This window comes from Mesorhizobium sp. L-8-10, assembly GCF_016756635.1.
GTDB lineage: Bacteria > Pseudomonadota > Alphaproteobacteria > Rhizobiales > Rhizobiaceae.
Window position 1 is genome coordinate 258,647 of the sequence record NZ_AP023263.1, and the last position, 19,727, is coordinate 278,373.

Genomic DNA, 19,727 nt, shown 5'->3' on the forward strand with positions numbered 1-19,727 from the left:
TTTCCAACAGGTCAGCAATTCACGATTCCGAACGGTGACCATACTACTTTATCCTTTACTTATATCTTCGCATGCCGTAGAGTTTCGTTCTGCATTTTCATCGGCTGCGCGAAAGTCGCTTGAAATGTGTTTTCTATACAATTTTGCGAATACGCGAAGAGATGAATTATTCGCGAACCGTCTGTTTTGCTACCGAAGCAGCTATCGCTTGCTTTCGGCAATATTCAGCCGCTTTCTATCTTTGAAATCTACCACCTTATCTGTTCTTCTGGGTTTTCTTTTGGCGACCGAGGGCACGGCCCAAAGTACCGGCCCCGCCTACGATGCCGCCGGAAACATCCTTCTCCCGAAAGGCTATCGCAGCTGGGTTTTTGTCGGAGCCAATCTCGGCCTCGTCTACAGGCCTGAGATCCAGGCGATGACCTCACGTGAGGCCGCGCGAGCGGAGACGATGGCGTTTCACACTGTCTACATTGATCCTGCGGCCTATGCGGCCTTTCTCGAAACCGGGACCTTCCCTGACCCCACGGTGCTGGCCATGGAAGTTTTCCGGGGCGAGACGAGGGACGCGAACGGGGCGCTCAAGGAGGGTACGTTTCCGGGGGAACGCCTGCTGGTCGAACTGGCCGTAAAGGATCCACAGCGCCCCACCCGGGAGGGTTCGAAGGAAAACTGGGCCTACTACATTTTCCCGGGGGATGCGGAAAGCGACCCTTTGGCCAGCGCTGAAGCACAGCCCGATTCCGCGTGCTTTGCTTGCCATCGCAGCCACGCCAGTCGCGACAACGTCTGGGTGCAGTTTTATCCTGTGCTGCGGGAAAGGGGTCGGCCATGACCGCCACCCGAATGTGGAGGCCGGTAAACCTTCCTGCCGCCGGGTCTCGTACCGACGACATCTGGTTTGCCGACGCCCTGAATGGTTGGGCGGTCAACTCCGACGGCCTCATACTGCGCACGGCCGATGGCGGCGACGCCTGGACGCGACAGGCGCACCTTGCCGAAAGCTATCTTCGCTGTGTTTCATTCGCGGGCAGGGATATCGGCTGGGTCGGCGCACTGTCCGGCCCGAACCGCTTGTACGCCACCAGGAACGGTGGTCTTGACTGGAGCGCCGTCACGTCGCTGCCGTCCGGCGCGCCGGGTCGTATCTGCGGCGTTTGCGCCGTTGACGAACAGACCGTCTTTGCGTCGGGCACCAACTATCCGAACGAGGATGCCGCGATCTTGCGTTCGCGCGATGCCGGCCAGACCTGGCAGGTCCTTGACGTGCCCGGAGCGGCCCTGCTGGTCGATATCTTCTTCGAATCGCCGCAGCGCGGCTGGGTCGTCGGCGGTGTCGACAACGTCCGTCACCCCGACCGGGCGCCTGTAAGGGCCGACATCGTACCAGGAGTGTTCCACACCGACGACGGCGGCGAGACCTGGACGAACCTGGTCCAGTCGAATGCCGCAGCCGGCGAATTTCCGCGCGGCGAGTGGGGATGGAAATTCCAGAAGCTCAATGACCGCGTGCTGTTCGTTTCATGCGAGAACTTCCTCGACGGCGCGATCCTGAGAAGCGACGATGGCGGCCTGACCTGGTCCCGTCTGCGGGTCAATGACAGTCAGCGCAATTCCAACCTCGAAGGCATCGGATTTCTCGACGAGCAGCACGGCTGGATCGGCGGATGGGGAGACCGGATGTTTGTCGGCGGCTTCACCAGCGTCACCGAGGACGGCGGAAAGAACTGGCAGGCGGCCAACGATGTCGGGTTCCGCCTGAACCGATTCAGGTTCATCGGCAGCCCGCCTGCCATCGCCTATGCTTCCGGCGATACCGTCTACAAATACTCCGACGAACCGGTCGCACCGTCCATCGCCGCGATTGCCGCGACTTCCCGGCGTGAGACGATCGGCGAAAACGAGGTGGTGCTCGAGACGGTCGTGCCGGTTGGCTGCAAGCTGTTCCAGGTCAGGGTCTGGGAACGTTTCGGCCGCGAGGTGGCAATGCTTGCCGACGAGCGAAATCCGCAAGCAGGGCCTCGCAATCTGTTGTGGGATTTCAGCGACCGGACGGGCGCCAGGCAGCCGCCCGGCGGCTTCATTGTCCGGTTCACATGTGACGACGAATCCACGAGTCAACTGATCTACAGAGAACGCCGCAAATGAATGGATTGAAGGCCGCGGCTCCGGTCGCAAGATCCGCGGCCGCTGTCCGGGAGGAACGAGATGGCAACCGCTAGCGTGGCGAAAGTCTATGCCGTTGACGAACTGGGCGTACGCATCACGACGACGAAAAAGCCATGGCTGCTGATCACCGCTCGGGGGCGGGTCAACTCGACGGGGTGGCGAGAAGCGCAGCTTGTCGCCTACACCTATCTGACGGCTCCCGCCGACGGCGTCCAGGAATTTGATTTCGTCGCCCTGAGGCCCGATCCGGGAAATGCGCAGCTGCCGGTCCTCACGCCTGTCTCGACCGAGCTCGAATTGCCTGATGTCGGCATAAAGGATTACTGGGGAAGCAAGATGCCTTTGAGGGGCATCCGGGTCCATGCGGTTTCGAACCGCAAGGAAGTCGACATATTGGGTCGCTCGGAAGCCATGGCCGCCAGTGCCGAACCCATGTCGCGATCGAAGGCCATCTATGTCTGTCCGATACCGGACGCGGACGTCATTTCGTTCGAAGCAGACATCAAGCCGCTGTTTCGCCCGATGGACGTCAACGTCATGCAAGCGATCGCTGGCTTCAATCTTCACAAGCTGGAGGACGTGCGCGCCAAGGCGGACAAGATCCTGGACCGCCTGCGAACCAACATGCCCTGCGATGGACTGTGGCCTGCCGAAGATGTCGCAAGGTTCGAGGCCTGGATCAAAGGCGGGATGGCCGCATGACCGCACATTGACGGGCGTTGCTGGACCCGATGAGGAAGGAGAAAGAAATGCGGAAGCATCCTGCGTTGCCTGGAGCCACAACTCTCGCGCTGGCCCTTGCTTGCTTTTCCTTGTTTCCCTTGCAGAGCATGGCCGCGCAATCCTGCGCAAGCTGGTTCGCAAGCGGCGCATCGAAATGGGAGGAGCCGCAAGACACCGCAATGGCACTTATCGAGCCGCACTGCTATTCGTGGCGACTTTTCCTCGCGCTGAACTGGCCGGCCGACATTCCAGCCAAAGCACCCAATCAGAACGCCGCCTTTGGCGCGGATGGTCCGGTCGTGTGGGAGACATGGCGAAATGCGAACAACCGGGCATCCGACACCGCCTTTCCGCCCAACGGCACGGACCCCGGAGAGTGGTTGGCGCCGCCGGCGGTGAGCATGGTTGAGCTCCCGCTCTCGCCCGAGGATGCGTTGCCGCTCCAGCAACTCGAACGGATTCGGACAATGGGTGGTTCCAACGCCGCGATCCCGACTTTCGACGTGGACTCGGCGTTGTTTTCCATCAACGAAACGCGGCTCAACAAGGAGACCTACGAATTCATCCGCGAGAACGAACTCTACAATCTCGACGGGCAAAAGGACCTGTTCGAAAGCGGCGCCGTAGACATCGTCTTTCCCGCGATGGCCAAGGAGATCAAGGCGCAGTGGCGAAAGATCAGTGAAACGGACAAGCCCAGATATCACTGGGCAACTCATACGGAGCCTGACGGGACGGTGACGATCTTCGGGCTCACGGCCCTTCACATCACGACAAAGGACCTGCCCAACTGGCTTTGGGCAACTTTCGAACACATCGACAACAAATTGCCGGAAGACGCCGGAGGGCGGCCAGGAAACGAAGGCTGGAAACTGCCGTCCGTCGACAAATTCGCATGCCCGGCATCGCCCTACGACTGCGAAGGCATCCCCGAAAATATCGGCCTTCAGGGTACCAAATGGGAGAACTACAGGCTGCGCGGCGCGCAGACGGATTTCATCGACAGCCGGGGCAACATCACACTGCTCGCGAACTCCCAGCCGGAGCAGGGTTTCCAGATGACATCGTCATGCATTTCCTGCCATGCGCGAGCCTCCGTCAACGGCGACGGCGACCGGTTGGAGTTCTTCAAGCCGAATGGAGAAGGTTTCGTCGGTCCGCCCGATCCTGCAGCGTTTGGCGACGCCGCGACCGGCAATCGTTCCTTCACTCAACTGGACTTCGTCTGGTCGTTCTTCAGGGCCCGGCCCAGGCAGCCATGAGTGCAAACGGGAGAAGTCGACCTGGCGGACCAGAATGGTCTTCGAGTCAACATGAATGGTGACGGCAACGGTGCCTGCGCCGTTCCGTTCCACAGGAGGCAACCATGGCAAAAGGCATGAAATCCAGCGCGGTTCACCGCGATGAACTTGGTGCAGGAACGGTGCTGGAATCGATTGGAGCAGAGACCGCCGAGTCGGCTGCCGAACTCGATCCGGAACGAGCGGCTCTTCAGATCCTGAGATCATTCGTGGGCACATCGGAGGGCGCGGCAGTGGCTCCCAGCGATGTTGGAGGCTCTCACGCCGAGTTCAAGAGCGTGGGAATCGACAAGATCCCCTTCACCGGCAATTCAGTGGTCAAATTCCGGCAGTACTACTACAAGGTACCGGTTTACGGGTCTCTGGTGACCGTCGAACTCAGCGGCCAGAATCAGTTCGTTTCGATCAATACGTCGGTCGGTGAACCGGCCAATGTCGATCCTGTCGCCAAACTGAGCCCGGCAAAGGCCCTGCAGGTGGTGGCCAAGTGGGCCGGCTACGAACGCGGTGTGCCTGGCCAACCGGCGCGGCTCAACTTCTATTTCGACGCCGAGCACAGCCGCTGGAGGCTGGTCTATATCGTCGAGGATGTGCAACGGCGCAAGCCGAGCAGGTCGGCTCAGCCTGCTGCGCCGACGGGCGTTCCCGAGTTTTCCGACTTCGTCGTCGATGCTCACACCGGGGAAAAGGTTGCCGAGTTGCCCCGGACTCAGACCATGGCCGAGACGAGCGTGGAGGCTCAGGCGGCCGATAGCCTCGGCAGGCCCCGGACGTTTTTTGTGGCCACCGACAGCAGCACGAATGAGAGCCGTCTGTTCGACGCGCTTCGCAACATACATACTCACAATTTCGAGTTCCGGGACGCGCGGCTTCAATTCGGCAGTTTGCCCGGGAAATATGTCGGCAATCCTCCATCGCCCTGGGACTCAGGAGCGGTGAGTGCGCATGCGAATTCGACCGAGGTCGTCGATTTCCTCAAGACGGTGCTCATGCGGAATGGCTTGGACGGCATGGGCGGAAAGATCGTCTCCTCGGTAAACTGCACATGGTTTGGGGAGACGTTCGGCCGAGAATGGCGCAATGCCGCGCGCCTGCCAAATCAGATGATCTATGGCCAGCGCCTGGTCGATGGTGAACTTCGATCCTATGCGGCATCACTCGAGGTTGTTGCGCACGAATTGCTGCATGGCTTGACCGACCACACCGCGCGTCTGGAATATGTCTTCGAGTCCGGCGCGCTCAACGAATCCTATTCGGACATTTTCGGAATCATCGTGGCGAACCGTTCCGAGCCGGATATCGGCCAATGGAACTGGGAGATTGGCGAGGATTTGAATGCCACGGGGATCCCGTTGCGGGACATGAGCGATCCCACGCGCCGGAATCAGCCGGCCCATATGAACGATTACAGGGAGTTGTCCGAAGACGAGGACCACGGAGGCGTCCACATCAACAGCGGCATTCACAACAAGGCCGCGCACAACATCATCGTCACCAAGCAGGATGGTCAGTTTCTGTTCAACGCGGTGGAAGTAGCGCGCGTGTTCTACATGACACTGACGAGCCAGCTCAGCCGAACCTCCGGATTCCTCGATAGCCGCCGCGGAGCCCTCCAGTCCGCACGAAGCCTTTTTTCGAACGATGCAAACAAGGATGCCAAGATCGCCGCGGTCGACGCGGGTTTCGCAGCGGTGGGAATAGTCGATGCAGTTGCATAGAGCAATTCCAGCAAAACTGCGCCGCGGTCTTGCGTCCGGAATTGCGCAAAAAAGAGCCAGGGCATTTCCGCGATTCGGAGCGACGCGGAAGATGCCCTAGGCCCGACGCCCGCCCGGCGAACGAGATGTGATCTTTCGGGAGGCAGCCCATCCGGACCGGGCTGCTTCCCGCAGGCCAATCTTCACCCAGGCTCTCCTCGTAGCTCCCAAAGTCCATTCGATCGGTGACACTCCCGAGAAGCGGAAGCAGGACAGGCACCCACCATCGAGTTCGGCTCCCCACCGGCATGATGTGCCTTGGCCGATCAAACCTTGATGACCCCCCTGCCAATTCCGTTGACACCGGCTCCGCCGCGATGGATTCTTGACGCTCGATTTCAACGTGACGGACCGCGCCCTCCGATTCGTCGCCGGGATTTCGGAAGGGCCAGACGCTCTCACCGGTTTTCGCTTGGCAGTACCCCTGCCATGAAAATAGAGTTGAAAGCCTTTTGATTGCAGTCGGTTAAGGGATTCGGCGACGCCGCGAAAGGCCCCTCATCCGGCTGCCGCCACCTTCTCCCCGTGAAGGACGGGGAGAAGAGCGCCTGCCGCGATGACGGCGCTCAATCTGCGACGCTGACGATTGGCGAAGCCGGTGGCGACATCGGTCTTCTCCCCGCAATGCGGGGAGAAGGTGGCGGCAGCCGGATGAGGGGCAGTTCGCGACGGTCGAAGCAGCCAAGCCCGATACCTCGGCTTCTTCCCCGCCTGCTACCAATAAAGCGCCGAAACCCGTTTGCCGCGATCAGATCCACGCTTTCATCCAGGCCCGGTGACTGGCGGTGTGTCTCATCCGACCGCGCTTCCAGCGGCCACCTTGTGAAGGGTATGTTTGGCCAAAAGCACCTCCGGCACGCCCACCTCCGGCACCACGCCGAAAGAACAGGCCCGTCCTGTAAACTTCCAGTTGTTTACAGGACCGCCGCCATTCCGAGCCCGTCCTCTCGCCACTCGAAAAACGGCAACTTACTCCACGGCGCCGGCCACGTCGGAAAGCGCGATCGCCTTGCGCAACACCGCGACAAAGCGTTCGCCTGCCTCTTTCCTGTCGCCGCTGTTGTCGATCGTTATGGCGCCGATCGCCGACGCGTCGAACTGTGCCTGGCGGGCGAGCCGCGCCAGGACCTCGCCGCGCGACTCTCGGCCGCGCGCGGCGAGCCGCTCGGCCAGGATCTCGGGCCGCGCGGTGATCTCGACGACAAAGACATTGAGATAGCGTTCCTTGAGCGCGGGAAGCGCGCCGCGCGACAGGTTCGCCACAGCCACGCGGCCGTCCGATATCGCCGTGTCGACGCTGGCGGGCAGGCCGTATTTCAGCCCATGCGCCTGCCAGGAGAGCGCGAAGGCGCCATGCGCCTCGGCCTCGTCGAAGGCGGCGTCGGCCAGCGTGTCATGGTCCTCGGCGGCCGTATCGCTCGGCCGGGTAATCACCCGGCGCACGAATTCGACGGCAGATTCGTCGGCGAAGTGGCGGCGCGCGAAATCGAGGATCGTGTCCTTGCCGGCGCCGCTCGGGCCCACCACGGCGACGAACACGCCGTTGCGGACCGGGAACGCGACGCTGTCGAGTTCGCGCTCGATCAGGGCCGAGACCATCATGCGACGCGCCTTCCTTCGCGCCAGACGGTGCGCACGACCGGCACATGATCGTCGACGCGCACGCGCACCAGATCGGCCCGGCGGCCGGGTTCGATGACGCCGCGATCGGTGAGACCGACGGCCTCGGCCGGATTGCGCGACACCATCGCCACCGCCTGAGGCAGGGAGACCTGGTCGACGACCTCGCCGAGGAAGAAGGCCGACTGGATAAGGCTGAACGGAATGTAGTCGGAGGATAGGATGTCGAGCAGGCCGCCTTCGGCCAGTGCGCGCGCCGAGACGTTGCCGGAATGCGAGCCGCCGCGCATGACATTGGGGGCGCCCATGAGCACGCCGAGCCCGGCTTCCCTGGAAGCGCGGGCGGCCTCGGCGGTGGTCGGGAATTCGGCGACGCGGATGCCCTGGCTGACAGCTTCCTCGACATGGGCGACGGTGGCGTCGTCATGGCTGGCGAGCACGATGCCGCGCGCCTGGCAGGCGGCGGCAATCGCCGCTCGATTGGCCGGCGAATTGGCCTCGGATTCGGCGATCCGGCGCTCGCAGAAGACGCGGAACGCCTCGTCGGACATCTTGAGCTTGCCCTGGTAGTAAGTCGCATAGGCCGAAAGCTGCGCGAACTGGCGCTGGCCCGGCGCATGGTCCATCAGCGAAGCGAGCCGTACGCGGTCGTCGCCGTCGAAATAGCCGAAGCCGTCGAGGCAGTCCGGAGCTGACACCTCGCAGCGCAGATGAATGAAATGGTCGGCACGGACCCGGTCCTGGCGCACGCTGTCCTCTATGGCGTCGGCCAGCTTGCGCATCTCGACGGCGGTCATGTCGGCATCCTCGTCGAGACCGACACGCAGCGCGTCGAAGACCGTGGTGATACCGGCGGTGGCGACCTGAGCGTCATGGGCGAGGACCGCGGCGATCGGGTTCCAGCGCACCTTCGGCCGCGGAGCGTAGTGGCCTTCGAGGTGGTCGGTGTGCAATTCGACAAGGCCCGGAATGACGAAGTCGCCTTGCATATCCTCGCCGCTGCGGGAGGAGCCGGAGGCGATGTCGGCGATGAGCCCGTCGCGGATCAGCAGCGACCCTGTCACCACCTCGTCGGCGAGAACGAGGCGGGCATTGGAGAGAACGGTTTCGGCAGTCATGTCAGGCGGACTTTCTTTCCCGCTGTCGTCCCAGCGGATGGTAGGATTGAACCTTGAACGGCGCTCCGGCCTCGGGTTCGACAAAAACGGCGAGCCCGTCCACTGCGACGGGGCCCTCGAGCATGGTACCAAAAAACTCCTCGATCGCGCCACGGATGCGCGGAGCCTCTTCGGCGCCGACCCTGCCGGTCAGCGTCATGTGGAAGCGGAACGCCTCGAAGACGTAAGGATAGCCCCACTGGCAGAGATTGCGGAATTCGGCGGGGCGCAGCGCATCCGGGTTGCGCCGCTCGATCTCGGCCTCGGTGAGCGGCGCGCGGAAGCGGTCGAAGGCGACCACGACGTCGTCGGCGAGCTTGTGCAGCGCCGCCGGCTTGCCCTCCGGCATGAGCGCGAAGAAACTGTCGAGTTGGGCAATCACGAGGCGCGGCAGCACGACCGGCGCCATGCCCTCGGCAAAGGCGTCGACCGCCTTGCCGAGAGAGGCTTCGGTCTCGCCTTCGGCCAGGCGGAACGGCGCCTTCAGGGTCGCATGGAAGCCGTAACGGCGCGCGGCCGCCGTATGGAAGGCGATTTCGGCCGCCGAGATACGACCGAGCGCGGGCGCCGGGGTGACGTCGCCGGTAAAGGGGTCCCTGCCCAGCCACTTCGCCGCGGTCCGGGTCAGCGGATCATCGGGCGCTGGCGTGAAATAGATCGCGTAACGCATGGTTATTCCTCGCAAGCCCGATGCCATAGGCGATTTGCATGACAGATTCACGAAGCTATGCGTGATTTCCCAGCGCTAGCAAAACTTAGCCGGCAAGTCACGGAAGGGCTCAGGTGAGGGGCCGGCGCCTCTCAATCCCTCTTCAAGCGCTGCCCGACATCAAACGCTTTCTCAACGCGTTGGAGATGTTGTCGAAGATGAAGACCACGATCAGGATCAGCAGCACCATATAGGCGACGTTCTCCCAGTCGGTGTTGGTGCGCATGGCCTCCCACAGCTTGAGGCCGATGCCGCCAGCGCCGACCGCGCCGATGATGGTCGCCGAGCGCGTGTTCGACTCCCAGAAATAGAGCGACTGGCTGAGGAAGACCGGCAGCACCTGGGGCAGCACGCCGTAGCGCTGCACGAGCGCCGGGTTGGCGCCGACGGAGCGTATGCCCTCGCGCTGCTTGTCGTCGATGTTCTCCAGCGCCTCGGAATAGAGTTTTCCGAAGGTGCCGGTGTCGGTGAAGAAGATCGCCGAGATGCCGGCGAGCGGACCGGGACCGAAGGCCCGCGTGAAGAACAGTGCCCAGATCAGCATGTCGACGGAGCGCAGGAAATCGAAGAAGCGCTTGGCGACCTGGTTGACGATCCGGTTGGGCGTGATGTTGCGCGCAGCCATGAATGCCAGCGGGAAGGCGAGCATCGTCGCCAGCACGGTGCCCGCGAAAGCCATGACGATCGTCTGCATCAGCTTCAGCCAGACGTCGCCATGCTGCCATTCGGCATTGTTGAGGATGTTGTCGAAGGCCAGGGCGGCGTTCGACATATCGGGGCGGATGCGCTCCGAGGAGAATACCAGCCCGGCGACCTCGCCGAAGGACTTTCCCCAGAACGGGGAGTTGGCATCGAAGAAGAAATTCTCCCAGCCCCAGAAGCGCCGCCGCACCTTGATCTCGTCGTCCTCGATGTCTGCCCGGCCGGAAAAGCCGAAATCGACAATGATCTTGTCGCCGGGGGCCTTCTGCACGGCCCAGGCCGGCAGCGGTCCGGCCGCATCCACGCGCTCGCGTGGGATGATGGTGACGTCGAGCGTCTCGCCGGCCCGGGTGACCGTCACGCGGCCGGGCGTGACGTCGATCGTGGCACTGCGGCCCATCGACATGGCGATATGCGAGAAGATCTGCTTGGCCTCGCCGGTCGGCTTCGGGTCGAGCACGATCCAGTCGGGATGACGTTCGGGATTGTAGGCGGAGAAGCGCGGATAGGAGACTGTCGCGCCGCCGTCCTTGAAGTCGATATTGGGCCGGGTCTCGTAGCTCACCCAGTCGGCGAGATAGCTGCCGGCGATGCTCCAGTTGCCCGAGGTCAAGACGCTGCCGATCGAGAACAGCCACCAGGCGAAGATCAGGTAGCCGACGATGCCTATCCCGACGGCCCAGGATATCAGGCGTTTGCGGCCGGAGCCGGCGAAGGCTTCGGGATGGCGGGCGGCGATCGCGGCGATCTCGTTCCGGGTCAGCGCGGTCATGGTCAAGCTCCCCTGCCGAAAGCGAAAGCCTGGTCGCCGACGAGCTTCTTGCGCAGCCAGGCCGAGAACTGGTCGACCGCGATGATCGTCAGGAGCAGGAGCAGGATGATCGCGAGCGTCTTGGCCTCATGGTTGCGGCTGATCGACAGGCGCAGCTCCTCGCCGATGCCGCCGCCGCCGACCGCGCCGATGATGGTGGAGGCGCGCACATTGATCTCCAGTCGCAACAGGGCATAGCTCAGGAAGTTCGGCATGACCTGCGGCACGATCGCGAACCAGACGCGCTCGATCCAGTTGGCGCCGGCAGCGCGCAGCCCCTCTTCCGGCCTCATGTCTGCGTTCTCGACCACTTCGAAGAACATCTTGCCGAGCGCGCCGATCGTGTGGATCATCACGGCGATGATCGCCGGCACCGGACCGAGCGACAGAACGGCCAGGAAGAAGCCGGCGATGACGATCTCCGGAAAGGCACGCAGGATCTCCATGAAACGCCGCACGAAGAAGCGCAGCCAGCGCCGCGTCACGAGATTTGAGGCAGCCAGGAAGCAGAGAACGAAACCGAGGGCGAAGCCGACCAGCGTCGAGACGAGCGCGATGTTGAGCGTCTCGAGCATCTTGTAGAAATATTCGGGCAGATAGAGCGACCGGGTCAGATAGACCCGGCCCTCCGGATAGTCGTATTTCAGGCTGCCGTCGGCATAGGGCGAAGGAAGATCGAACAGAGCGCGCCAGACCTCCCAGCCGTCGCGCGGGATCATGTCGCCGATGAAATCGAACAGATGGGGCAGCCGGTCCCAGAACTTGCCGGCATTGCTCTCATTGGCGAACCAGAGCGAGCCGGCCATCGCGACCACCATGAAGAGCACGCCGCCGATCGTGTAGAGACGCCGCCGGGCGGCAAGCTCGCGCCAGTGGCGCTCGACGGCAAGGCCAGTATCCGAAAGGGTCACGCTCATGAAATGTCCACTCAATGCTTGCCGACAGGATGTGGAAACGTCCAGTCGACTTCGATTCGGACTTTGACCGTCACTCCGCCCCTCATCTGCCTGCCGGCATCTTCTCCCCGTGAAGGACGGGGAGAAGACTGATGTCTTCCACGATTTCGCCAATCGTCACGGCTGCAAGGAAGAGTTCCGTCATTGCGGCAAGCCGTCTTCTCCCCGTCCTTCACGGGGAGAAGATGCCGGCAGGCAGATGAGGGGCCAAACTACGGTCGAAAGCTCTCTCCCTCGACATAAGACAAGCGCGCCGCGGTTGCCCCGCGGCGCGCTCGAAAAGCCTGACGGCTCAACCGCCGATCTGCGCTTTGCGGGCGGCGATGATCGGCGCGTAGAACTCCGGCGTGACCTCGGTGAAGCTCTTGAAGTCGCCGCCCTGGATCGCCGAGAAGCAGGCCGCGTCGGTTTCCGGCAGCTTCAGCATGAAGTCCTTGAACTTGGCCTTGATGTCGGCGTCGAGCGTGGTGCGCACGACGATCGGACCGTTCGGGATCAGCGGCGACTTCCAGATTTCGACGAGGTCGTCCATGTCGAGGATGCCCTTGTCGACCATCTTCCTGAGGTTGCCGGAAGTATAGCCTTCCGAGAATTCGCCGACGCCGGAGCCCCAGGTCGTGCCAGCAGCGAAGGTGCCCTTCAACACCTCCAGCACCAGGTTCTCATGGCCGCCGCCGAAGCCGGTCTCGCCGAAATAGTCCTTCACCGGAGTGTTGCCGAGATCGGCCGGCAGCGAGGTGACGGGGATCAGGTAGCCCGAGGTGGAGTCGGGATCGGCGAAGCCGAGCTTCTTGCCCTTCAGGTCGGCGAGCGACTTGATGCCGGAATCCTTGCGGGCTACCATGATCGAGTAGTAGCCCGTGGCGCCGTCGGTTTGGACGGTGGTCAGGATCGGCTCGACCGCCTTGTCGTTCTGCAGATAGATCTTGGCATAGCCCGAAGCGCCGAGTTCGGCATAGTCGAGCGTGCCGCCGAGCAGGCCCTGGACGGTGCCGTCATAGTCGGCGGCCGGGAACAGCGACACCTTCTCGACGCCAAGCACCGAGGGAAGCTGGTCGACCAGGCACTGGAAGTTGCGCAGGCGGTCGGCTTCGTTCTCGCCGCCGATCAGGCCGATGCGGAACTCCTTGAGGTCCTCGGCCTGGGCCGCGCCCACGGCCATGGCCACGAGAGATACGGCGCCGAAAAGAATCTTCCTGAACATGGATGTCTCTCCTGTTGTCGTCCGCGCGATGCCGGACCGGATGTCGTGTTGAGGCCCGTTACGCGGGCAAGGCGATCGCGAAGCTCAGAGCCCGGCAAAGGCGGGTTCGAGCGGTCCGGCGGATTGGAATTTCCTGGGCTTTCCGCTGTGGATGCTGGTCGAGGTGATGGCCTCTGAAATCTCGTTGCCGTCGCCGTCGGCGCCATAGGCAAGCCGCACGGCGTCACGGTCGAGATCACTTGGGGCGCCGTCGAAGACGACCCGGCCGGCGGCCATGCCGATGATGCGGTTGCAATAGGCACGGGCCGTGTCGAGCGTATGCAGGTTGGTGATGACGGTGATCCCCTCGCGGCGGTTGATGTCGGCCAGCGCATCCATCACCACCTTGGCGTTCAACGGATCGAGCGAGGCGATCGGCTCGTCGGCGAGGATCATCCTCGGCTGCTGCATCAGGGCGCGGGCGATGGCGACGCGCTGCTGCTGGCCGCCCGAAAGCGTGCCGGCGCGCTGCAGCGCGGTGCGCGCGATATCAAGGCGCTCCAGCGCCGAGATGGCCATGGCGCGTTCCTCGCGGGAGAAGATGTTGAGAAGGTTGAGGGCGGTCGAACGGTGATTGAGGCGGCCGAGCAGCACATTGGTCAGCACGTCGAGCCGGGGAACGAGGTTGAACTGCTGGAAGATCATGGCGCAGTCGCGCTGCCACCGGCGCAGCGCCGAGCCCGCCAGCTTGGAGACGTCGGTCCCCTCAAACAGAATCGACCCCTGGCTGGGGTCGATGAGACGGTTGATCATGCGAAGAAGCGTCGACTTGCCGGCGCCGGAGCGGCCGATGATGCCGACCATCTGGCCCTGCGGGATGTCGAGGACGACGCCGCCGACAGCAGTGTTCGCGCCGAAGCGGCGAGTGACGTTGCGGATCTCAAGCATGACAGCTTCCCTGACCCGGAACTCTTCGGTCCCGTCGGGAACAACCCGCTACCGGACCAGCATGAAGCGGCGGTGTCAGTATGATGTCAGTTTTGTTACGTTCAACAGTGCGAAAGGGCCGCGTCTGGTTTGCCTGCGGTCGGAGCCAATCGTAGGACTGGCAGCTCATGCAACCGATGGAGGAAGCCCATGGTCAAGGGAAGCTGCCACTGCGGGAATGTCGCGTTCGACGTCGAGGGCGAGCCGGGCAGCGTCATCGAATGCAATTGCTCGCATTGCAGCCGCAAGGGCTACCTCCTGTGGTTCGTGCCGCGTGACAAGCTGACGCTCCACACGCCGCCCGAGGCGCTGGCGACATACAAGTTCAACAAGCACTTCATCGACCATCTGTTCTGCAGGAACTGCGGCTGCGCGCCATTCGGCTTCGGGGTCGATCCGAAGGGACGGGAGATGGCCTCGATCAATGTGCGCTGCATCGAGGAGATCGACCTCTCGACCCTGCAGCGCATACCGTTCGACGGCCGCAGCCGGTGAATTGGCAGGGCTGCGTCGTTCAGTCCGTTGACGGCAGGCTCGCGATCAACTCGTAGGCGGTGCTGCGCCCGCCTGCAGCGCTCTTTTGTAGCAGACCCTTGGCGACAAGATCCGCAATGTCGCGTGCGGCCGTATCCTGCGAGGTCTTCGCCAGCTTCGCCCATTTGGTTGACGTCAATTTGCCTTCGAAGTCGCCCTCGAGCAGGCGATCGAGCACCTTTGCCTGGCGGGCATTCAGATCGAGCGCCGAATATGTCTGCCAGAAACGGGCCTTGAACATCACATTGTCCAGGGTGGCCATGGCGTTGGAGACGGCGTGGCCGAGGCGATCCACGAACCATCGGTTCCACCGCGTCACGTCGAGGTCTTCGCCGCTCGTAGTCACCTTGAGAACATCGTAGTAGTCGCGCCGCGCCCGCTCGATGGCGGCCGACATCGAGTAGAGCCGTTGTGGTCCGGCGTCGGCACGTGCGAGCGCCATGTCGGCGATGGCGCGCGTGATACGACCATTGCCGTCGTCAAATGGGTGGATCGCGACGAACCAGAGGTGAGCGACGGCCGCTTTCAGGGTCGGATCGATCGCAGGCGCGGCATTGAACCAATTGAGAAAGGCCGTCATCTCGGCCTCCAGCAGACCAGCGGGAGGGGCGACATAATGCACCTTCTCGCGGCCGAACGAGCCGGACACCACCTGCATCTGCCCCCTCGAATCGTTGCGCCAGGCGCCGACACGGAGCTTTTGTCCCCATTCGTTGCGGCCGGTCGGAAAGAGGGCGGCGTGCCACTGGAAAAGCCGTTCGGCCGTCAGCGGCTTCCAGCAGTTCATCGTCGCGTCGAGCGTGATGTGCACGATGCCCTCTACGGACCTGTCGGGCGCCACGAAGCCGTCGATGTCGATGCCGAGCCGGCGCGCCAGGGAGGATCGTACCTGCTGTTCGTCCAGCCGCTCACCTTCGATTGCGGAACTCTTCACGACGTCTTCTGTGAGCGTCTGAAGCAGCGTGTCTTCCCGGACCTTGAAGCCGAGCACCTCAATGCGGCCGAATAGTCTGCCCTGCTCGTGGCGCACCGCGACGAGTTGCGTCGTCAGCTCTTCATCGCGCCAGCGGAAAGCCGGCCAGTCAGGCGATTGCCAGATGTAGGCCATCCATCGAAACTAGACGCCGATGCGGAGCTTAACAAGACTAATATCCGCAAGGATGCGGATATTAGTCGAGCCTATCTCCGCATCGAGCTTATTCTATCCGCCGTATTTCTCCAGGAACGCCTCCGCGGACAGCCCGCGGAAATCGTCGAGCGCGGCGCGCAGCCTGATATGGTCCCAGTCCCACCAGGCTAGTGCCTGGTAGCGTTCGGCGGTCCGGCGGTCGAAGCGCTCGCGGATCGGCCGGGCCGGCACGCCGCCGACGATCGTGTAGGGCGCGACATCCTTCGACACGACCGCGCCTGCCCCCACCGCCGCGCCGTCGCCGACGGTGACGCCCGGCAGGATGGTCGCGCCATGGCCGAGCCAGGTGTCATGGCCGATGGTCACGCGTCTCGCGCGGCGCATGGCGAAGAAGTCCGCCTCGTGCTCGGCATCGTCCCAATAGTCCGAGGCCCGGTAGGTGAAGTGATGAAGCGTCGGGCGCGACACCGGATGATTGGTCGCGTTCATGCGGACGCTTGCCGCGATGTTGGAGAACTTGCCGATCGTGACGCACCAGGCCGAGCAGTCCTGCATCATGTAGGAATAGTCGCCCAGTTCGGTCTCCTGCACCCGGCAGCGCTCGGCGATCTCCGTGTAGCGGCCGAGCGTGGAGGCCTGCACGTCCGCCGTCTCGTGGACGAGCGGCGTTTCCGAGAGTTTCTTTCTCATGCAGCGATCTTCCCGGCCGCGAATTCGGTGACGTCGATGATCCGGTCGGCGACCGCTTCGCGCACATCCGCATCGTGGAAGATGCCGAGCAGCGCGACGCCGGCCTTCTTCTTCTCCTCGATCATCCGGATCACAACCTCGCGGTTCTTCGCGTCGAGCGAGGCGGTCGGCTCGTCGAGCAGGAGGATCGGATGGGCGGTGATGAAACCGCGCGCGATGTTCACGCGCTGCTGCTCGCCGCCCGAAAAGGTGGCGGGCGGCAGCGACCAGAGCCGTTCGGGAAGGTTGAGCCGCGCCAGATATTCCCGGGCCTGCGATCGCGCGGCCTCCTTCTCCTCGCCGCGCGCGACCAGCGGCTCGGCGACGACGTCGAGCGCCGAGACACGCGGCACCGTGCGCAGGAACTGGCTGACATAGCCGATCGTGTTGCGGCGGATGGCGAGCACCGTGCGCGGCGTTGCGGCGGCGAGGTCGACCAGATGGCCGTCATGGCTGACGATGATCTGGCCTTCGTCGACGGCATAGTTGCCGTAGACCATCTTCAGGATCGAGCTCTTGCCCGCGCCGGAAGGGCCACCGAGCACAGCGCATTCACCCGATCTCAGCGCGAAGGAGACGCCGGCCACGACAGGCAGGCGGATGCCGTCGCGCAGATGCATGGTGAAGCTCTTGGCGACTTCGGAAACGACGAGCGGCGTCGGCATCAGCGTGCCTCCCCTTCCTTTCTTGCGTGACGCTCTACGTTGCCCCCCTCTGTCCTGCCGGACATCTCCCCCACAAGGCTACGAGATTCACACATCTCGGAGGGTCCAGCCATGCTTGATTGCGTGGAATTTGGTGAGGCCTCTGAGCATGACGATGGGGCCGGGCTTTCCGTAATATCCGGTCCATCCACCGAGCCGTGCGAAGACCCAGGCAGCGAAGGCCAATGTGCCTTTGGGATGGGGGTTTTTCTGCTTCTGGGTCTTTCCCTCAAGGCTGTGGCTGACGCGTTCGAGCACCGGTTGGTCGTCGGGATCGAAGGCGTCGCTGAGCGGCCGCTCGAGCTTGCCGTCGCGCTCGGCAACGAGTTGCATCACCGTGACGGCGGCGATGAGGGTTGCTGTTACGAGCTTTTCCAGCGGCCCGCCCTCCTGCTGGCGAAGCGCCTCGATGTCAAAGCCCTTTGTCTTGGTGGTCCGAAACAGCTGCTCGATGGTCCAGCGCAGACGATAAAAGCCGATGATGCGCCGTGCATCGGCCAGATCGGTGACCTGATGTGTTGTGAGCAGCCGCCAATGCGCCGGCTCCTGGCCGTGCGGCGGATCGATTTCGCGGGCATCGACCATGCTGAGCGTGACGGTCTTCGGCAGCACCCGGGTTCCCGCCTGGGCTTTGCGGTTCCTGGGCCTTGCGATCTCGACACGGCCGAAGCGCACGCCGAGAGTGGCCGTGCGGGCCTTGCGGCCCGGAATGGCCGGCAACGCGACCGTCATCTGCCCGGCTTCGGGCCAGCTCTCTGCGGCGGCAAACAGATGGGTCTCGTCGGCCAGAAGCCGGTCCTGCGCGGCCCGTACCAGCTTCTCGACATGGTCCGGCTTGAAGGCGAAGCACTCGTAAATGTCCCCCTCGCGGTCCTCGACGACCGTCACGCAGGTCGCGCCGGCGTCCCACAGCCGGCGCGCGCTTTCGGCGCCGTCGAGCCAGCGCCGGCTGTCCTTGTCCGCGAAGTCCCGTTTGGTGCGCGTCGCCTTCACACCACCGCGGCGATCCAGAAAGAACGCATCGACAAGGCCCAACACAAAGCCGCTGGTCGCATCCGCGGCAATCAGCGGGTGCACGGACAGGCCGATGCCTTTTTCGTCCACCCGAACAGACGTCGTGTCCTGGATCGCCAGCACATGACGGCCACCAACTTGCAAGCACGTGCGGGCCGAGGCCGTCTCCAGCATCGCGCCGACCGTCACCTTCGGGTTGTGCAGAAAGCGCGTGATCCGCATCTCGCCGGAGCGGCCGCCGCCCAGCGCGCGCACGCTGCTCCCCCAGCCACCCGCCGACACCAGCCGCTCATGCAAAAAAACCCCGCATCTTTCAGGCGAGCGTCTCCGAACTCCCCAAAACCAAGGTCCATCTGCCTCTCCATCAGCCGAATCACAGCAACAGGGAGTCAGACTTTCGCCGACACCGCAACTCGCCCCCCACGATGTGTGAATGTCGTAGCCCTCAAGGGGGGAGATCGGACGGCCGCGTCGGATGCAATTGTTCTGAAACGCAGACGATTGGCGAAGGTGGGGGTGACAGCCGATCTCCCCCCTTGTGGGGGAGATGTCCGGCAGGACAGAGGGGGGCGCGACGGAACGCCCCGCTTGGCCGGCGTTTTCCATGGCGAACATTTTCAAACCTGCAGTATCGACGAGACGAGAAGCTGGGTGTAGGGCGCGCGCGGATCGTCGAGCACGCGATCGGTAAGGCCGGTCTCGACCACATGGCCGTCCTTCATCACCATCATGCGCTGCGACAGCAGCCGCGCCACGGCGAGGTCGTGGGTGACGACGATCGCGGCGAGCCCGAGGTCGGTGACCAGTCCGCGCAGGAGATCGAGCAGGCGCGCCTGCACCGAGACGTCGAGGCCGCCCGTCGGCTCGTCCATGAAGACGAGGCGCGGGCCGGTGACGAGATTGCGCGCGATCTGCAGCCGCTGGCGCATGCCGCCTGAGAAGGCGCGCGGCTCGTCGTCGATGCGATCCTCGCCGATCTCGACGCGCGACAGCCAGTCGACCGCGGTCGAGCGGATGCGGCCGTAATGCCTGTCGCCCACCGCCATCAGCCGCTCTCCGACATTGGCGCCGGCCGAAACGGTCATGCGCAAGCCGTCGGCCGGGTTCTGGTGGACGAAACCCCAGTCGGTGCGCATGAGAAACCGGCGCTCGGCCTCGCTCATGCGGTAGAGGTCGCGGAAGACACTATCGCGCATCCGGTAGCTGGCCGTGCCCGATGTCGGCAAGAGCCGCGTGGACAGGCAGTTGAGCAGCGTCGTCTTGCCCGAACCGGATTCGCCGACCACCGCCAGTACCTCGCCCGGCCACAGGTCGAAAGTGATGTTCTCGCAGCCAATGCGGGAGCCGTAATATTTCGACAGCGCCGTCACGCGCAGAAGAGGTTCGTCGGTCATTGCTCCAGCCTCGTGCTGTATGCGGGGTCACCCCCCTTTGGCCTGCCGGCCATCTCCCCCCTCAAGGGGGGAGATCCGACGGCCGAACTGCAGTCGCCAATCGAGAACGTTGAAAAATGAGGTAGTCGGTGCCACAGCCGATCTCCCC

18 protein-coding genes are annotated in these 19,727 nt (G+C 63.4%); 6 read left to right on the plus strand and 12 right to left on the minus strand.

The window, feature by feature from the left end:
* The first annotated feature begins 34 nt into the window (after window positions 1-34).
* The 5 genes from JN280_RS01120 (at window position 35) to JN280_RS01140 (ending at window position 5,911) form a co-directional block, all read left to right on the plus strand.
* On the plus strand, window positions 35-835 hold the full coding sequence (locus JN280_RS01120) for a cytochrome P460 family protein (RefSeq protein ID WP_202309712.1): 801 nt from the start codon (window positions 35-37) through the stop codon (window positions 833-835).
* A complete protein-coding gene (locus tag JN280_RS01125) occupies window positions 832-2,148 on the plus strand; it encodes a WD40/YVTN/BNR-like repeat-containing protein (RefSeq protein ID WP_202309713.1) in 1,317 nt (438 codons plus the stop codon). The genes JN280_RS01120 and JN280_RS01125 overlap by 4 nt, the downstream gene beginning before the upstream one ends.
* A gap of 60 nt (window positions 2,149-2,208) precedes the next feature.
* Window positions 2,209-2,871 (plus strand): hypothetical protein, encoded by a 663-nt coding sequence (locus tag JN280_RS01130; RefSeq protein ID WP_244742771.1) that lies wholly within the window; start codon window positions 2,209-2,211, stop codon window positions 2,869-2,871.
* Window positions 2,872-3,071: 200 nt separating this feature from the next.
* Window positions 3,072-4,154 carry a hypothetical protein gene (locus JN280_RS01135; RefSeq protein ID WP_202309714.1) on the plus strand — a complete coding sequence of 361 codons (1,083 nt, stop codon included), beginning with the start codon at window positions 3,072-3,074 and terminating at the stop codon, window positions 4,152-4,154.
* 104 nt (window positions 4,155-4,258) lie between these two features.
* Window positions 4,259-5,911, plus strand: coding sequence for a M4 family metallopeptidase (locus JN280_RS01140; RefSeq protein WP_202309715.1), 1,653 nt, complete (start codon window positions 4,259-4,261; stop codon window positions 5,909-5,911).
* A 1,008-nt stretch (window positions 5,912-6,919) separates the two neighbouring features.
* Here the strand turns inward: JN280_RS01140 and phnN are convergent.
* The 7 genes from phnN to phnC form a co-directional block, all read right to left on the minus strand.
* Window positions 6,920-7,489, minus strand: coding sequence for a phosphonate metabolism protein/1,5-bisphosphokinase (PRPP-forming) PhnN (gene phnN / locus JN280_RS01145; protein ID WP_446720707.1), 570 nt, complete (start codon window positions 7,487-7,489; stop codon window positions 6,920-6,922).
* 59 nt (window positions 7,490-7,548) lie between these two features.
* The gene (locus JN280_RS01150) at window positions 7,549-8,688 is read right to left on the minus strand and encodes an alpha-D-ribose 1-methylphosphonate 5-triphosphate diphosphatase (RefSeq protein WP_202309717.1); all 1,140 of its coding nucleotides are present in this window, start codon (window positions 8,686-8,688) and stop codon (window positions 7,549-7,551) included.
* 1 nt (window position 8,689) lies between these two features.
* Window positions 8,690-9,397: a DUF1045 domain-containing protein gene (locus JN280_RS01155; protein ID WP_202309718.1), complete on the minus strand. Its 708-nt coding sequence runs from the start codon at window positions 9,395-9,397 to the stop codon at window positions 8,690-8,692.
* Window positions 9,398-9,539: 142 nt separating this feature from the next.
* Entirely contained in the window at window positions 9,540-10,910 is a 1,371-nt protein-coding gene (gene phnE / locus JN280_RS01160) for a phosphonate ABC transporter, permease protein PhnE (RefSeq protein WP_202309719.1), read from the minus strand.
* Window positions 10,911-10,912: 2 nt separating this feature from the next.
* Window positions 10,913-11,866, minus strand: a complete 954-nt coding sequence (gene phnE / locus JN280_RS01165; RefSeq protein WP_202309720.1) for a phosphonate ABC transporter, permease protein PhnE — start codon at window positions 11,864-11,866, stop codon at window positions 10,913-10,915.
* A gap of 331 nt (window positions 11,867-12,197) precedes the next feature.
* Window positions 12,198-13,109 (minus strand): phosphonate ABC transporter substrate-binding protein, encoded by a 912-nt coding sequence (phnD, locus tag JN280_RS01170; RefSeq protein WP_202309721.1) that lies wholly within the window; start codon window positions 13,107-13,109, stop codon window positions 12,198-12,200.
* Between the two features lie 84 nt (window positions 13,110-13,193).
* Window positions 13,194-14,036 (minus strand): phosphonate ABC transporter ATP-binding protein, encoded by an 843-nt coding sequence (gene phnC, locus JN280_RS01175; protein ID WP_202309722.1) that lies wholly within the window; start codon window positions 14,034-14,036, stop codon window positions 13,194-13,196.
* 189 nt (window positions 14,037-14,225) lie between these two features.
* On the opposite strand from phnC, the gene JN280_RS01180 reads away from it, so the two are divergent.
* Entirely contained in the window at window positions 14,226-14,570 is a 345-nt protein-coding gene (locus JN280_RS01180; protein WP_202309723.1) for a GFA family protein, read from the plus strand.
* A gap of 19 nt (window positions 14,571-14,589) precedes the next feature.
* Here JN280_RS01180 and JN280_RS01185 read toward each other — a convergent pair whose 3' ends face one another.
* The 5 genes from JN280_RS01185 to phnK all read right to left on the minus strand — a co-directional run bounded on the left by JN280_RS01185 (window position 14,590) and on the right by phnK (window position 19,579).
* Entirely contained in the window at window positions 14,590-15,717 is a 1,128-nt protein-coding gene (locus tag JN280_RS01185) for a Fic family protein (RefSeq protein ID WP_202309724.1), read from the minus strand.
* Between the two features lie 93 nt (window positions 15,718-15,810).
* Complete coding sequence (locus tag JN280_RS01190) at window positions 15,811-16,428, minus strand: DapH/DapD/GlmU-related protein (RefSeq protein WP_202309725.1); 618 nt, start codon at window positions 16,426-16,428, stop codon at window positions 15,811-15,813.
* Window positions 16,425-17,132, minus strand: a complete 708-nt coding sequence (gene phnL / locus JN280_RS01195; RefSeq protein ID WP_202309726.1) for a phosphonate C-P lyase system protein PhnL — start codon at window positions 17,130-17,132, stop codon at window positions 16,425-16,427. Before phnL ends, JN280_RS01190 begins: the two co-directional genes overlap by 4 nt.
* An 87-nt stretch (window positions 17,133-17,219) precedes the next feature.
* Window positions 17,220-18,800 (minus strand): IS4 family transposase, encoded by a 1,581-nt coding sequence (locus JN280_RS01200; protein ID WP_244742775.1) that lies wholly within the window; start codon window positions 18,798-18,800, stop codon window positions 17,220-17,222.
* Between the two features lie 2 nt (window positions 18,801-18,802).
* Window positions 18,803-19,579, minus strand: a complete 777-nt coding sequence (gene phnK / locus JN280_RS01205) for a phosphonate C-P lyase system protein PhnK (RefSeq protein WP_202309727.1) — start codon at window positions 19,577-19,579, stop codon at window positions 18,803-18,805.
* Window positions 19,580-19,727 lie beyond the last annotated feature (148 nt).